Source organism: Bremerella cremea, assembly GCF_003335505.1.
Taxonomy (GTDB): Bacteria; Planctomycetota; Planctomycetia; order Pirellulales; family Pirellulaceae; genus Bremerella; species Bremerella cremea_A.
The window spans coordinates 1,170,258-1,184,361 of sequence record NZ_QPEX01000010.1; the positions used below are offsets into that span (position 1 = coordinate 1,170,258).

Annotated in this window: 13 protein-coding genes; 11 read left to right on the plus strand and 2 right to left on the minus strand. The window is 54.7% G+C overall.

Annotated features, from left to right (window positions below):
* Nucleotide 1: 1 nt before the first annotated feature.
* Nucleotides 2–190 (minus strand): DUF6800 family protein, encoded by a 189-nt coding sequence (locus tag DTL42_RS05750; protein ID WP_105332795.1) that lies wholly within the window; start codon nucleotides 188–190, stop codon nucleotides 2–4.
* Between the two features lie 301 nt (nucleotides 191–491).
* Between DTL42_RS05750 and DTL42_RS05755 the strand changes: the two genes are divergently transcribed.
* Nucleotides 492–1,223, plus strand: coding sequence for a platelet-activating factor acetylhydrolase IB subunit (locus DTL42_RS05755; protein ID WP_114367698.1), 732 nt, complete (start codon nucleotides 492–494; stop codon nucleotides 1,221–1,223).
* Nucleotides 1,224–1,377: 154 nt separating this feature from the next.
* Nucleotides 1,378–3,357 carry a prolyl oligopeptidase family serine peptidase gene (locus DTL42_RS05760; protein WP_114367699.1) on the plus strand — a complete coding sequence of 660 codons (1,980 nt, stop codon included), beginning with the start codon at nucleotides 1,378–1,380 and terminating at the stop codon, nucleotides 3,355–3,357.
* An 18-nt stretch (nucleotides 3,358–3,375) separates the two neighbouring features.
* Here the strand turns inward: DTL42_RS05760 and DTL42_RS05765 are convergent, their stop codons facing one another.
* Nucleotides 3,376–4,935, minus strand: coding sequence for a bifunctional GNAT family N-acetyltransferase/carbon-nitrogen hydrolase family protein (locus tag DTL42_RS05765; protein WP_114367700.1), 1,560 nt, complete (start codon nucleotides 4,933–4,935; stop codon nucleotides 3,376–3,378).
* Nucleotides 4,936–5,077: 142 nt separating this feature from the next.
* Here DTL42_RS05765 and DTL42_RS05770 point away from each other — a divergent pair, with 142 nt between their 5' ends.
* The 9 genes from DTL42_RS05770 (at nucleotide 5,078) to DTL42_RS05810 (ending at nucleotide 14,074) form a co-directional block, all read left to right on the plus strand.
* Complete coding sequence (locus DTL42_RS05770) at nucleotides 5,078–6,145, plus strand: M42 family metallopeptidase (protein WP_114367701.1); 1,068 nt, start codon at nucleotides 5,078–5,080, stop codon at nucleotides 6,143–6,145.
* Nucleotides 6,146–6,534: 389 nt separating this feature from the next.
* Complete coding sequence (groL, locus tag DTL42_RS05775; RefSeq protein WP_114367702.1) at nucleotides 6,535–8,226, plus strand: chaperonin GroEL; 1,692 nt, start codon at nucleotides 6,535–6,537, stop codon at nucleotides 8,224–8,226.
* Nucleotides 8,227–8,314: 88 nt separating this feature from the next.
* Nucleotides 8,315–8,620, plus strand: coding sequence for a co-chaperone GroES (locus DTL42_RS05780; RefSeq protein ID WP_114367703.1), 306 nt, complete (start codon nucleotides 8,315–8,317; stop codon nucleotides 8,618–8,620).
* Nucleotides 8,621–8,687: 67 nt separating this feature from the next.
* Nucleotides 8,688–10,304, plus strand: a complete 1,617-nt coding sequence (gene groL / locus DTL42_RS05785) for a chaperonin GroEL (RefSeq protein ID WP_114367704.1) — start codon at nucleotides 8,688–8,690, stop codon at nucleotides 10,302–10,304.
* Nucleotides 10,305–10,435: 131 nt separating this feature from the next.
* Nucleotides 10,436–11,599 (plus strand): molecular chaperone DnaJ, encoded by a 1,164-nt coding sequence (dnaJ, locus tag DTL42_RS05790; protein ID WP_114367705.1) that lies wholly within the window; start codon nucleotides 10,436–10,438, stop codon nucleotides 11,597–11,599.
* A gap of 16 nt (nucleotides 11,600–11,615) precedes the next feature.
* Complete coding sequence (gene grpE / locus DTL42_RS05795) at nucleotides 11,616–12,185, plus strand: nucleotide exchange factor GrpE (RefSeq protein WP_114367706.1); 570 nt, start codon at nucleotides 11,616–11,618, stop codon at nucleotides 12,183–12,185.
* Between the two features lie 125 nt (nucleotides 12,186–12,310).
* Nucleotides 12,311–12,601 carry an FmdB family zinc ribbon protein gene (locus DTL42_RS05800; protein ID WP_114367707.1) on the plus strand — a complete coding sequence of 97 codons (291 nt, stop codon included), beginning with the start codon at nucleotides 12,311–12,313 and terminating at the stop codon, nucleotides 12,599–12,601.
* A 16-nt stretch (nucleotides 12,602–12,617) separates the two neighbouring features.
* The gene (locus DTL42_RS05805; RefSeq protein WP_234824084.1) at nucleotides 12,618–12,830 is read left to right on the plus strand and encodes a DNA gyrase inhibitor YacG; all 213 of its coding nucleotides are present in this window, start codon (nucleotides 12,618–12,620) and stop codon (nucleotides 12,828–12,830) included.
* 74 nt (nucleotides 12,831–12,904) lie between these two features.
* The gene (locus tag DTL42_RS05810; RefSeq protein ID WP_114367708.1) at nucleotides 12,905–14,074 is read left to right on the plus strand and encodes a hypothetical protein; all 1,170 of its coding nucleotides are present in this window, start codon (nucleotides 12,905–12,907) and stop codon (nucleotides 14,072–14,074) included.
* Nucleotides 14,075–14,104 lie beyond the last annotated feature (30 nt).

Genomic DNA, 14,104 nt, shown 5'->3' on the forward strand with positions numbered 1-14,104 from the left:
TTTACGACTCTAGGCCCCATCGTTGGATCAATTCTTCCGCAGCCGGGGTCAGCTTACGGAGCTTGCCGGCGATACGTCGCTTTTCGTCGTTCGATGGGTTCTTGGCGATGATGGCCTTGAACTTGGCATAAACCTTCTTGCGATGACGTCGACGCTTCAATTCCTGATGGCGCTCGCTGATAACCGGCACGCGACAGTTCCTTTAATGGGACATAAGTGAAAGGTGAAACGATGCTGGCATGGCATCGGCTTGTTAGTTCTGGAAACCCCACAGTGTAGGGAATCAGGCCGATTTCGTCAATTGGGGCCGCTTTTCTCGTACCAAACAACCCATCGATCCCTATCCTCTCCCCTAATTGGGCCCCCAGGGACGTTCTGATATCTGCAATCGAGGAATTGACTCGCGGGGATAGGTGGCTGAAACTAATGCTTCGGGTAACCGAACCCACCTTTTCACGAATCCCACGATCGCACACCTGAGGAGATAACGCATGCGTTGTTTTGTCTGCCTGCTGGCAGCCCTGGTCTTGGCCGCCCCTACTTGGGCCCAAGACGCCAAAAAGTCGGAACCGATTGAAGCCCTGAAGCCAGCTTCTCGCCCCAACGACTGGTGGATGCAACGTCACCAGCAAAAATTGGACGCCATTAAAAACGCAGATGAAATCGATGTCGTCTTCATTGGCGATTCCATTACGCACGGCTGGGAAAACGCCGGCAAAGCCACCTGGGAAGAAACCTTCGCCCCACTTCATCCGCTGAATATCGGCTACAGCGGAGATCGCACCGAGCATGTTCTGTGGCGATTCGAGAATGGCGAACTGGATGGCTATAGCCCCAAAGTCGCCGTCATCATGATCGGCACCAACAACACCGGGCATCGCCAAGAGAAATCGGAAGACACGGCTGCCGGCGTGAAGGCGATTGTCGAGAAGCTGCACGAAAAGCACCCCGAAACCAAGGTCCTGCTGCTGGCCATCTTTCCTCGCGGTGCCACGACCGACGATCCTTTGCGAAAGCTGAACGATGGTGCCAACGCAATCATCGAGAAAGAAATGAAGGATAAAGACTACGTTACCTTCCTCAACATCAACGATGTCTTTCTGACCGACGACGGCACGTTGCCGAAAGCGATCATGCCTGACCTGCTGCACCCCAAAGAAAAGGGCTATAAACTTTGGGCCGATGCCATCTCGGGCAAACTGGAAGAATTGCTGAATCAATAGCCCAAAATAACACGTGACATCAAAAAGGCCAAAGTGGCACCAGCTGCTTTGGCCTTTTTTCGTTTTGATTCACGAAAATCCTTTTGACGATGCCCATAAAACGAGGCATGATGAACGTCCTCCCCTGCCTCACTTCGGCCCGAAGGAAACCGCCATGCGACTTCTCGCTTCCCCCCTGATTTTGCTGCTGCTTGCCTCTTTCGCCTCTGCTCAAGAGCCCCTGCCAGGTGATAAATGGGTGAAGAAATATTTGACTGCCGAAACAGCCCGGGTAACGAATGATCCGCTGAAACAGATCAAGTCGCTCGATCAGTGGGAAGCCAATAAAGCCGAGTATCGTCGTCAGGTTCAAGAGATGCTCGGGCTCGATCCCCTGCCCGAGCGTGGTGACCTACAAGCCACCATCACTGGGCAAATCGAGCGGGATGGAATCGTTGTGGAGAACCTCCATTTCCAATCGAGCCCCCACCTCTATGTCACCGCCAATCTTTACCGCCCGGCAAAAGTGGAAGGCAAGCTGCCTGCGATTCTGTATGTGTGTGGCCACGGCAAGGTGAAGATCGATGGGGTTAGTTATGGCAACAAGTCCCACTATCAGCATCATGGTGCCTGGTTCGCCCGGCACGGCTTCGTCTGCTTGGTTGTCGATTCGCTGGAACTTGGCGAGATCGAAGGGACCCACAAAGGACTTTACAGCGATCAACGTCGCTGGTGGACGAATCGAGGTTATACCTCGGCTGGTGTCGAAGCCTGGAATTGCATTCGTTCACTCGACTACCTTCAATCACGTGACGAAGTCGACGGTGACCGCCTGGGTGTTACCGGTCGGAGTGGAGGCGGTGCTTATAGCTGGTGGGTGGCCGCGTTAGACGATCGTATCAAGGCCGCCGTTCCCGTCGCAGGCGTTACCGATCTGAAGAACCATGTAGTTGACAACTGTGTCGAAGGGCACTGCGATTGCATGTACTGGGTCAACACCTATCAGCACGACTATACGCTGCTACCGGCCTTGGTAGCCCCTCGTCCACTCATGATTGGCAACACCGATCGCGATGGCATCTTCCCGCTCGACGGCGTGAATCGTTGCTACTTTGCAGCTCGTGACATTTATGAACTTTACGGCAAAGCTCCTAACTTGGCCCTCACCATTACGCCAGGGCCTCACAAAGACACGCAGCAGCTTCGCATCCCTGCGTTTCACTGGCTCCGAGAACACCTGCAAGGCGAATCTCCTCCGATCACCGATGTCGCGTTGCCCCTGTTCACACCGCAAGAATTGCAGGTATTCACCAAGTTGCCAGTCGACGAAATCAATACCACCATCGACGAAACCTTCGTAGCAGTCGCACCTCCGGCTGTGGTGCCACAATCGTCGGAGCAATGGGAGCAAATCTGTAGCGAGCTGAAGAATCGTCTGACAACAAAATCGTTCAGGGCTTGGCCGGAAGCACCCGTCCCGCTCGACTTAAAGCTGACCGGCGAATCCCATAAAGGAGATTGGGAAGTCGATCAGTACGAGTTCAACTCTCAAGAGCATGCTTCTTTGCCCCTGTTTATTTTTCAGTCGTCAGCTGCCAAGAAACGGACTCCTACGCGTCTGATCGTTGTCGATCAACAGCAATGGCAAGCCTATGCCGCGTTCCTCAAGGCCCCCAACCAAGCCCCCTGCCCGCTTGGCAAGCCGAATGCCGACCAGGCCGTTGCCGTGCTGCCGGTACGTGGTATCGGCCCGACGCAGTGGAATCAGCATCCACGTAAAGATACCCACATCCGCCGTCGTTTTCTGTTGCTGGGGCAATCGCTCGATGGCATGCGAGTCTGGGACATTCGCCGCGCCGCCCAAGCCGCTACTCAAATCGGCACGGAATCTTCTGAGACCATTGATGTTGTCGCCACCGGCAACCTGGCAGGGCTGGCTGTCTATGCGGCAATCTTCGAACCAACGATCGGAGCTTTAGACTTAACCGACTTACCCGCCAACCATCGCAACGGCCCCTACTTCCTTAACGTCAGCCGCTTTATGAGCATGCCGGAAGCCCTGGCCATTGCTGGCCAGGGCCGCAGCGTCAAGCTAACCGGCGATACCGAGGTTGGTACTTACCGGCAAGAGGTACTCATGGCGATCAAGAAGTAGACGTCAATTTTCGCCTGACTAAACAAGCTTTTCTTCGCCATCTTCCAGGTAACGCACCTGATACAAATCCCTGCGGCGATCGTTCCAATTCTGGACCGATCCTTCCATGCGGTGACGCCGCAGCAGTTCTAAGTCAACGTCGTGAATCACGATGGTCTCGACGTTAGGATTGCACTCAGCCGCGACCCCATCCCGGGCGAACTCAGCGTCGCAGGGAGTAAAAATACCCGACTGGGCATAGTGAATATCAGCGTTCTCGACAAAGGGCAAGTTCCCTGTGCAACCTGAGATCGCGACGTAAACCTGATTCTCGACGCAGCGAGCTTGCGCGCAAGTTCTCACGCGCTGATAACCGTGCCGCGTGTCGGTGTTATACGGCACGAAGATCATCTCCGCCCCTTTGTCTGCCGCAATGCGGGTCAGTTCAGGGAACTCGATGTCGTAGCAAATCTGAATCGCCACGCGGCCGCAATCGGTATCGAAAACTTCGACCTTGTGCCCTGGCTCGATCCCCCACCATTTGCGCTCGCTGGGCGTGATATGAATTTTGTACTGCTTGCCGATCGAACCATCGCGGCCAAACAAGTACGCAATGTTATAAAGCGTGTCGTTCTCGAGTACGAAGTGACTTCCGCCGATCACATTCACATTAAATTTGATCGCCCTCTCTGAGAAGAACTCTAGGTAATCGGTTGTGAATTCCGCCAAACGCCGGGCGGCCAAACCTGGGCGGGTCGGCTCGACACACGAAAGAAGCTGCGTCGTAAACAGTTCGGGAAAGAGAATAAAGTCCGACTTGTAGTCGGAAGCGACATCCAAGAAGAAGTCGCATTGCTGGGCGAACTCTTCAAACGAACGAATCGAACGCATTTCGTATTGAACGGTCGTAATGCGGATGGGCTCGACCAAGTGATGAAAACGCCGCTTGGCCCCGGGGCGATAGTCGAGATTGCGCCATTCCAGGAACGTTGCGTAACCGCACGAAGCCTTGTCGCTGGGCAAATAGTTTGAAATCAAGCCTTGCAGAGCGAAACCGTTCGAGGTCTGGGCCGTAAGCACCGGATCGTACTCTGCTTTGGCGACAACCCGTTCGACATATTCGCGAGCCGACATCTTTTCGGCACATTTGTGATAGCCCGGAATACGACCACCGATGATCATCCGAGCCAAGTTCATCTCCCGGCACAATTCTTTACGAGCATCGTACAATCGCCGAGCCAATTTCAAGCCACGGTACTCTGGGTGAACCATCAGTTCGATCCCGTAGAGCGTATCCCCTTTGGGATTGTGGTTGCGAATATAACCATTGCCGGAGATCGCCTTCCAGTTGTGCCAAGCCATGTTGGGCTCGTACTGGACAATCAAGCTACCAGACGAGGCGGCAATATGGCCATCGATCTCGATAACCATTTGCCCCTTCGGAAACATCTGAATCTGGCTTTCGATATGATCCCGGCCCCAAGGCTCCATCCCGGGAAAGCAAGCTAGTTGCATTTCGACCAGGGCCTCGTAGTCTTCGATCCGCATTTGCCGCAGAACGGTTTTCCACTCGTATTCCTTCAGGTCGATCGGTTCCATCAAACGTGCCTATCTCTTAGACTGCCTTAAAGTATGCCAACGCGCAGGGCATTATCAGCGCAGAGTCCCAATTCGGCAATGACAACCCCCTTGCCGACCGATTCGATTTCACCTTACCGCAATGCCAGGAGAATTCATTCGCATGGAGTCCGAGTCGCTACAGTTTTTCGAACAAATGTTGAATACCCCCAGCCCCTCTGGCTACGAAGCACCTGTACAAGACTTGGTTCGGGAATACGCCGGAAAATTTGCCGACAAAGTCGATACTGACTTTCATGGCAACGTTATTGCTGCGGTCAATTCCGGCGGCAAAGTACGTGTCATGATGGCCGGACACTGCGATCAAATTGGACTGTTGGTCACCCAAATCGACGAAATGGGTTTCATTCGCTGTCAAACCATCGGTGGCTGGGATCCCGTTCAACTGGTCGGCCAAAAGATGGCCATTTGGACCGACCAAGGCGAAATCCCGGCGGTCATCTCGCGCAAGCCAATCCACCTTTTGACCGATTCCGAACGAAAAGCCCCCATCCAACTGAAAGACTTATGGCTCGACATCGGTGCCCAAGATCAGGCTCAAGCGAAATCACTGGTCAAAGTAGGTGATCCGGTGACCCTGCAGTTGGGCATGCAAAAGATGCAGAACGGGCTGGTATTCGGCCCGAAAATGGACGACACGACCGGCTTGTGGGTGGTGGTTGAAGCCGCACGCCGCTATGGCAAGTTTGCCAAGAAAAACTGTGCCGCTTTTGCTGCCTCGACGGTGCAGGAAGAAATTGGCCTACGAGGAGCCAAAACCAGCGCTTTCGGCATCGATCCTCATATCGGCATCGCAGTCGATGTGACCCATGCCACCGATTGCCCCACGATCGACCGGGGTGAACGGGGAGAAGTTTACCTAGGACGCGGACCGGTGATCTACCGCGGCCCGAATATGAACCCCAAAGTAGTCAGCCGCCTGATCGAAGTCGCCGAGAAACATAAGATTCCTTATCAAATCGCAGCTTTGGGCAAAGCAGCGCCGAACGACTCGAACGCCATCCAAACCACCCGAGGTGGTGTTGCGGCAGGCCTGGTGGCAATACCCAACCGATATATGCACAGCGCGGTGGAAACGATCTCGCTGGAAGATATCGACCACGCGGCGACCCTGCTGGCCGAATTCCTACACAGCATCGAAGACGACGACGATTTCCGACCGGGGATGTAGTTAAGCAGGGCCCTCTCTCTGCTAGCCAAACCGCTTGGAGGTGACCAGCACAACACGCTCTGGCACCTCCTGCCAAATTGGCAACCACCTTAATTGGCCCAATGCCGTCACATTCTCCCAGAGCGATAACCCCTTTGCCAATAGCAACTTGCAACACATTTCTCACCAAACGGCACAGTAGTTGCATATCTTGGCCTATCTCAGAGAGAGTCTGCCAAAATCTGCACCCAGGGTGCATCTGGCGGTTGTCTCTGTAACACAACGAAACAACGGTTACTCACCAAGTATGGAATAAACCGGTCGACGAGCTTTGCCCTGCTGAGGGGAATTCCCTTTCAGGAGCCCGACCGAGTGAAACCAGTTCATCCCACTAGAGGAGGATTCCAGACGTGGCAAAACAGATGGTCTTTGGAGATGACGCACGCGGGCCGCTATTGGCCGGTGTAACGAAGCTGGCACGTGCCGTGAAGAGCACGTTGGGGCCTCGTGGTCGGAATGCCGTTCTGGACAAAGGTTGGGGCTCGCCCAAGATCACAAAGGACGGCGTCACAGTTGCCGAAGACATCGAACTGGATGATGTCTACGAAAACTTGGCCTGTCAGTTGGTCAAGGAAGCTGCCAGCAAGACGAACGACGTCGCAGGCGATGGTACCACCACCGCGACCGTTCTGGCGGAAGGCATTTTCCGTGAAGGTCTTAAAATGCTGGCCGCCGGTGCCGACGGCATGGCTTTGCAGCGTGGCATTCTGAAAGCAGCCGACGCCGTTGGCGCAGCCGTTCAGAAATCGGCCACCAAGATCGACGAAAAGAGCAAGAAACAAATCGAACAAATCGCCGCGATCGCTGGCAACAACGATTCGACGATCGGTAAGGTTCTGGCCGAAGCCTTCTTGAAGGTCGGCAAAGACGGCGTTATCACCGTCGAAGAAGGCCGTGGTAGCGAAACGACCGTCGACTTTGTCGAAGGGATGCAGTTCGATCGCGGCTTCCTCTCCCCTCACTTCGTCACCGACGAAGACAGCCAAACGGTTGAACTGGATGACTGCTACGTCCTCTTGTTCGAAGAAAAAATCTCGGCCGCCAAGAAGCTCGTCCCGCTGCTGGAAGCAATTAGCAAGGCCAACAAGCCGCTGCTGATCATCGCAGAAGACGTCGACGGCGAAGCTCTGGCAACCTTGGTTGTCAACAAGATGCGTGGCATCTTGAATGTCGCCGCCGTCAAAGCTCCTGGCTACGGCGATCGCCGCAAGGCCATGCTGGGTGACATCGCGACCTTGACCGGTGGCACCGCCATCTTCAAGGATCTGGGAATCGATCTGGAAAGCGTCAAGACCTCGAACTTGGGTCGCGCCAAGAAGGTCAAGCTGACCGCCAGCGATACCGTGATCGTCGGTGGTGCGGGCAAGAAAGCCGACATCGAAGGTCGTGCCGCTCAGATCCGCAACGAGATCGAAGCGACCGACAGCGAATACGATCGCGAAAAGCTGCAAGAACGTCTGGCCAAGCTGGCCGGTGGTGTCGCCCAGATCAACTGCGGTGCCGTTACCGAAACCGAAATGAAGGAACGCAAGGACTTACTGGTCGACGCCAAGAGCGCTACCCAGGCCGCCCTGCAAGAAGGGATCGTTCCTGGTGGTGGTATCGCGTTGCTGCGAGCCGGTAAGGTCCTGAAGAAGCTTGATCTCGAAGGAGATGAAAAGCACGGTGCCGAGATCGTTGCCAAGGTGCTGGAATATCCACTCCGCACGATCGCTCAAAATGCTGGTCTGGACGGTGGCGTCGTCGTCAATCGCGTTCGCCAGCAAAAGAAGGCCTCCGAAGGTTTCAATGCCGACACCGGCAACTATGAAGACCTGATCGAAGCTGGCGTCATCGATCCAGCCAAGGTCGTTCGTACCGCTCTACAAAACGCTGCTAGTGTGGCTGCCCTGCTGCTGACAACTGATTCGCTGATCACCGAAATCCCGTCGGAAGACGAAGGCGGCGATCATCACGACCACCATGACCACGGCGGCATGGGTGGTATGGGCGGCATGGGCATGGGGGGAATGGGTGGCATGGGCATGCCCGGCATGATGTAATTCACGCCAGACCCCGTTTCTCTTATTTCACATAAACAAGTTACAAATACTCAACATACCCCTGAATAAGTTTTAAGGATAAACACCCATGGCGAAGAGTCTGAAGATTCGCACTTTGGATGACCGCGTTGTCGTACAACCGCTGGAAGCGGAAGAAACCACCGCTGGTGGTATCGTTCTGCCTGATTCGGCCCAGGAAAAGCCCCAACGCGGTACCGTGTTGGCAGTTGGCCCTGGCAAGTTGTTAGACAGCGGTAGCCGCGCGGAACTTTCGGTTGCCATTGGCGACGAAGTCATCTATGGCAAGTACAGCGGTAGCGACATCGAAATCGATGGCGACGAGTACAAGATCCTTCGCGAGACCGAAATCCTGGCCAAGGTTGTCAACGACTAACCTTGTGTCCTCGATTTTTGTCTTGTCCTAAACCGCATTCAGTTTTTATCACATAAGGATTCTTAGCGTGGCAAAACAACTGCTTTTCGAGGATCATGCCCGAGCCAAAATGCTCAAGGGCATCGACAAGCTGGCCGACGCTGTCGCCGTTACGATGGGTCCAACCGGTCGTAACGTGATCATCAACAAGTCGTTCGGTGGCCCCACGGTCACCAAAGACGGTGTCACCGTAGCCAAAGAAATCGAACTGGAAGACCGGTTCGAAAACATGGGCGCCAAGCTCGTCAACGAAGTCGCCAGCAAGACTTCGGACGTCGCCGGTGACGGTACCACCACCGCCACCGTCTTGGCCCGAGCCATCTTCAAGGAAGGCATCCGCAACATTGTTGCCGGTAGCAATCCAACTGCGATTCGTCGTGGTATTGAAAAGGCCGTAGCCGCTGCCGAAGACTTCCTGCTTAACCTGGCCAAGCCAGTCAACAGCAAGGAAGACGTCGCCAACATCGGTACCATCAGTGCCAACAACGATCGCGCTATTGGCGACCTATTGGCCGAAGCCCTGCACCGCGTTGGCCAAGATGGCGTTATCACCGTCGAAGAAGGCAAGAGCCGCGAAACGACCGTCGATTACGTCGAAGGGATGCAGTTCGACAAGGGGTACATCTCCCCTTACTTCATCAACCGTCCTGCCGAAATGGATGTGGAGATGGAAGACGCCTACATCCTGTACCACGAAAAGAAGATCAGCAATCTGCGTGAGCTGATTCCGCTGCTGGAACAGGTCGGCAACACCGGCAAGCCGCTATTGATCGTGTCGGAAGACATCGAAGGGGAAGCCCTGACCGCGTTGGTCGTCAACCGTTTGCGTGGCGTGCTGAACATCGCCGCCGTTAAGGCTCCTGGCTTCGGCGATCGCCGTAAGGCCATGCTCGCTGACATGGCCGTCCTGACTGGCGGTACCGTCATCAGTGAAGACCTGGGCGTCACGCTCGACAAGGTCCAACTGAGCCAACTTGGTACAGCCAAGAAGATCAACATCACCAAAGATAAGACGACCATCGTCGAAGGTGGTGGCGACAAGAAGGCTCTCGAAACTCGAATCGCTCAGTTGAAGCGTCAGATCGAAGAAACCGATAGCGAGTACGATCGCGAAAAGTACCAGGAACGTCTGGCCAAGCTTTCCGGTGGTGTTGCGGTGATCTCGGTCGGTGCGGAAACCGAAGCCGAAATGAAGCAAACCAAAGCCCGCGTCGAAGACGCCCTGCACGCCACGCGTGCTGCGGTGGAAGAAGGCGTTCTACCAGGCGGTGGTGTTGCTTTGGTTCGTGCGATCGAAGCGGTCGAAAAAGCCCGCTCGTCAGCCCGTGGCGACGAAAAGATCGGCGTGGACATCATTCTCAGAGCATTGCCTGCTCCGATGCGTCAGATCGCCGACAACTGCGGCATCGACGGCAACGTGGTTGTCGACGAAGTTCTGCAGAAGTCGACCAACTTTGGCTACGACGCCTATAAAGGCGAATACGTCGACATGGTCAAAGCTGGCGTTATCGATCCTGCCAAGGTTGTGCGTACCGCGCTGAGCAACGCGGCCAGCATTGCTGGTTTGCTGTTGACCACCGAAGCGTTGGTTACCAACCTGGAAAAGGAAGATTCCAAGCATGCCCCGGAAGGTGTTGTTCGCTAAACCGAGGTTTTGCCGAACGAATTGGGTATCCGCTTATTAAAAGCGGCTACCATCGACGAAATAAACAACGGGCTGAATCTCTTCCAGGGACCAGCCCGTTTTATTTCTAGCTCTGCCTAGGTGAGAACACGATGGCGACGAAAATCGACTATTACGAAGTCCTGGGAGTGGAACGCTCTGCCTCGCAGGGCGAAATCTCGAAGGCCTATCGAAAACTAGCGATCAAGTATCACCCTGATTCAAATCCTGGGGACGAGGATGCTGTTATTCGCTTTAAAGCCGCTGCGGAAGCCTATGAGGTTCTTAGCGATTCCGATAAGCGGGCTCGTTACGATCAATACGGCCACGCCGGGGTCGATGGCAACCAGCGTTCCAGCTTCCACGACGTCGAAGACATTATGGAAGCCTTCGGAGACATCTTTGGTGGTGGTGTCTTCAGCGATATCTTCGGACGTGGCGGTGGCCGCGGAGGCCGTCGACGCGTGCGTAAAGGGGCCGATATCCAGGTCCGGGTCACGCTTGATCTCGAAGAAGCTGCCACCGGCGTCCAACGCGAGATTCAAGTCGATCGCCGCGTCGCCTGTGGTCCCTGCGGTGGCTCTGGGGCGAAACCTGGCTCGCAGCCGGAACCATGTAATCGTTGTGGCGGCCTAGGGCAAGTCGTCCAGCAAGCTGGCATTCTGCGGGTTCAAACGACCTGTCCTTCCTGCGGTGGTCAAGGAACCATCATCAGCGATCCTTGCCCCGAATGCCGAGGCAACGGTTTCACAACTCGCCGCGTGAACATGGACGTCTCGATTCCAGCCGGGGTCGACGACGGAATGCGAGTTCGTCTGGCAGGCGAAGGGCAACCTAGCCCCGATGGTGGTCCTCCAGGTGATTGCTACTGTCATATTTCGATTCGTAAGCATCGCATCTTCGAACGAGAAGGGGATCACCTGATCCTCAAAATGCCGATTACCTACACCCAGGCAGTCCTGGGAAGCGAAATCGAAGTTCCGACCCTCAATGGCCCGGCAACCCTAACGGTTCCGCCCGGTTCGGGATCGTCGGAAGTCTTTAAGATGCGTGGCAAAGGGATGCCCGATCCCCATGGTCGCGGTCATGGCGACTTATACGTGCAAACCTATATCGAAGTCCCCAAGAAACTCGATCCCAAGCAAGAAGAAATCTTGCGGGAACTGGCCGAGTACGAACATACCAACGTCAGCCCGCACCGCAAATCTTTCTTGGAATCGATACGCGACTACTTGTTCTCGTCGCATGACGAAAAAGAAACCAAGAAGAAAAGCTGAACAAGGAGCCTAAGCCGTGCCTGCAGAACATCCCAATACCGATCCCCCCGAAAATCCAACTCAACCAGCAAACGATCCCCAACCAGGGACAACAGGCGAGACAGCAGATGCTTTCTTCGCCGCATCGGATGCGGAAATGGATCACTTGAAACAAGAACTGATCGACGCCGAGAAGCGTGTCCTGTTAGCACAAGCCGACCTCGAGAACTTCCGCAAACGCATGCGACGCGAGCGGGAAGACGAGCTAAAGTACGCCAACGTCCCTCTACTGACCGACCTGCTGCCGGTTGTCGACAACCTACAACGTGGGATCGAATCGGCCGAGAAAAGCGAGCAGACCAGCGCCCTGCTGGATGGCATCAAGCTTGTCGAAAAGCAATTGATCGAAGCCATGACGAAAAGAGGCTGCGAACCGATCGAAGCCCAAGGTCAACCGTTCGATCCGAATCTGCACGATGCAATCCTACAGCAGCCCAGTGCCGACGTAGACCCGGGCACCGTGCTGCACGTTGCTCAGGTTGGCTATAAGCTGTATGACCGCGTAATTCGCCCGAGCCAAGTGATTGTCTCCAAAGCCCCTGAATAACCCCAGTGGCTTCACCTTCCCCACAATTGGGCGGCAGGTGACCGAAGTGCGGAAAACCGCTTGCGTATGGGTTGATATAATTAGCCGACCAAACATTTCCATGGCCTGATTGAGGTTTCCGTGTAATGCCCACCTACGAATACCAGTGCGACGCTTGCAATCACAAGTTCGAGGAATTCCAATCGATCTCGGCTGATCCGCTCACAAAGTGCCCGGAATGCAAGAAAAAGAAATTGCGTCGCCTCTTTAGCACTGGTGGCGGTTTACTTTTCAAGGGATCAGGGTTTTACATCACTGACTACCGTAGCGATTCGTACAAGAAGAGCGCTGAAAAAGGTACGAAGAGCAGCGAATCCTCAAAGCCTGCCAAGAGCGATTCGAAGGGGAGTTCCGGCTCCAGTTCGTCGTCCAGCTAATCAGAAGGAGGCCATTTTGGCACCCCTGCGTTGTCCGACTTGCCGTCACGTATTTGAAAGTACCTATACCGTCGCGATGCCTTTTTGCAGCGAGCGTTGCCGCCAGATTGACCTGGGACAATGGCTCGACGAAGAGCACGCATTACCCCTGGACATCGAAAAGCACCTCGAAGAACAGGCCACCCAGCCACCGGAAAACGACGATCCAGACGACGAAGTTTCGTGGTAGTGACGTTTTAATGGTTTGTTTCTCTGCCTATAATTCTGGCTCAAAACAAACCGCAGGTCAGAGGAGCTAGCTGCATGTCGGAGGAGCGCGGTCTACTACGAGCCATATCGTGGCATGAATGTTTCCCTTGGCTGATTCTCTTTCGGGCAGCCCTTATTGGTTTTTACCTGCGGGTCATGTTCCTCGCTTACGTGGGCGTATGCGTGCTGAGTATTGGCCTCTGGATCGGCGATTCAGTCTTCACTTGGCATGGAACACCAGACCTACCGGTGGCCGAGGTAGAAGCCGCCTCGCTGGCCAAACAAGCTTCCGCCGAGATGGCCTTGGAAATGTCTGGCCCCGCTCAGCAGCTCACTTCCTTTCTAACGACCCCGCTTCACCCCCTCTACGAATTAGTCTTTGAGCGTAAATTTACGTTCTTAGGTGGCCTAAAACGTATTTTTCTCATCGTTTGGTATACGGCCACCTTAGCGATCTTTGGAGGCGCCATTTCCCGAATCGCAGCGATGGAGTTTTCGATCAATGATCGCTGCGGCCTAAAAGGTGCTATGGGGCACTCGCGACGGAAGTTCATGGGTTATTTTTTGGCGCCCATTTTCCCGCTTATCGGTGTGGCCTTATTGATGACCATCTTGCTGGCGATTGGCTTGCTCAATTGGCTAGGCACTTGGATGGCCATTTTAACTGGGATTTTCGGATTTATCGCCGTCTTTGTGGCGTTTGTCATCGGCATGCTTCTGGTCCCACTTTTGGTCGGCTGGCCGCTGATGTGGGGAGCGATTAGCACTGAGAACTCCGATCACTTCGACGCCCTTAGCCGCAGCTATGCCTACATCACCCAACGCCCGTTTCACTATTTGTGGTACCTGAGTGTCGCGTGCCTGGCAGGCTCGGTGGGCTTATTTGCAATTACCTTGTTAGCCACCGTCATGTCCCTGGCACTAAGCACCGGACTAGCATGGGGCCAAGGAAACGAGCAAACGCTGGCCATTGCGACACACTCAATGGCAGGTCCGATCTGGCGATTCTGGGGAGAAGCGATTGTTCGCCTGGTGCCTGCTTACTCATTCGGCTACTTCTTCGCGGTGTTCTCCGGCATTTATTTGCTGTTGCGGCGTGATGTCGATCAGGCAGAGATGGATGAAATCGTCCTCGACGACAACCAACCCCGCTTCGCTATGCCGGCCTTAAATAAGAGCCTCGACGGTAGCGACGAAGAAGCAGAAAAGCCAGAAGCTAAGTAAACCGCTTCATGGCTTCCGATCTGTTTTGCT

Bases quoted from the DNA above. Each gene is read 5' to 3' on its own strand.
- DTL42_RS05755 (WP_114367698.1), top strand. From the start codon at position 492: ATGCGTTGTTTTGTCTGCCTGCTGGCAGCCCTGGTCTTGGCCGCCCCT.
- DTL42_RS05760 (WP_114367699.1), top strand. From the start codon at position 1,378: ATGCGACTTCTCGCTTCCCCCCTGATTTTGCTGCTGCTTGCCTCTTTC.
- dnaJ (WP_114367705.1), top strand. From the start codon at position 10,436: ATGGCGACGAAAATCGACTATTACGAAGTCCTGGGAGTGGAACGCTCT.
- DTL42_RS05780 (WP_114367703.1), top strand. From the start codon at position 8,315: ATGGCGAAGAGTCTGAAGATTCGCACTTTGGATGACCGCGTTGTCGTA.
- DTL42_RS05770 (WP_114367701.1), top strand. From the start codon at position 5,078: ATGGAGTCCGAGTCGCTACAGTTTTTCGAACAAATGTTGAATACCCCC.
- DTL42_RS05800 (WP_114367707.1), top strand. From the start codon at position 12,311: ATGCCCACCTACGAATACCAGTGCGACGCTTGCAATCACAAGTTCGAG.
- DTL42_RS05765 (WP_114367700.1), bottom strand. From the start codon at position 4,935: ATGGAACCGATCGACCTGAAGGAATACGAGTGGAAAACCGTTCTGCGG.
- DTL42_RS05810 (WP_114367708.1), top strand. From the start codon at position 12,905: ATGTCGGAGGAGCGCGGTCTACTACGAGCCATATCGTGGCATGAATGT.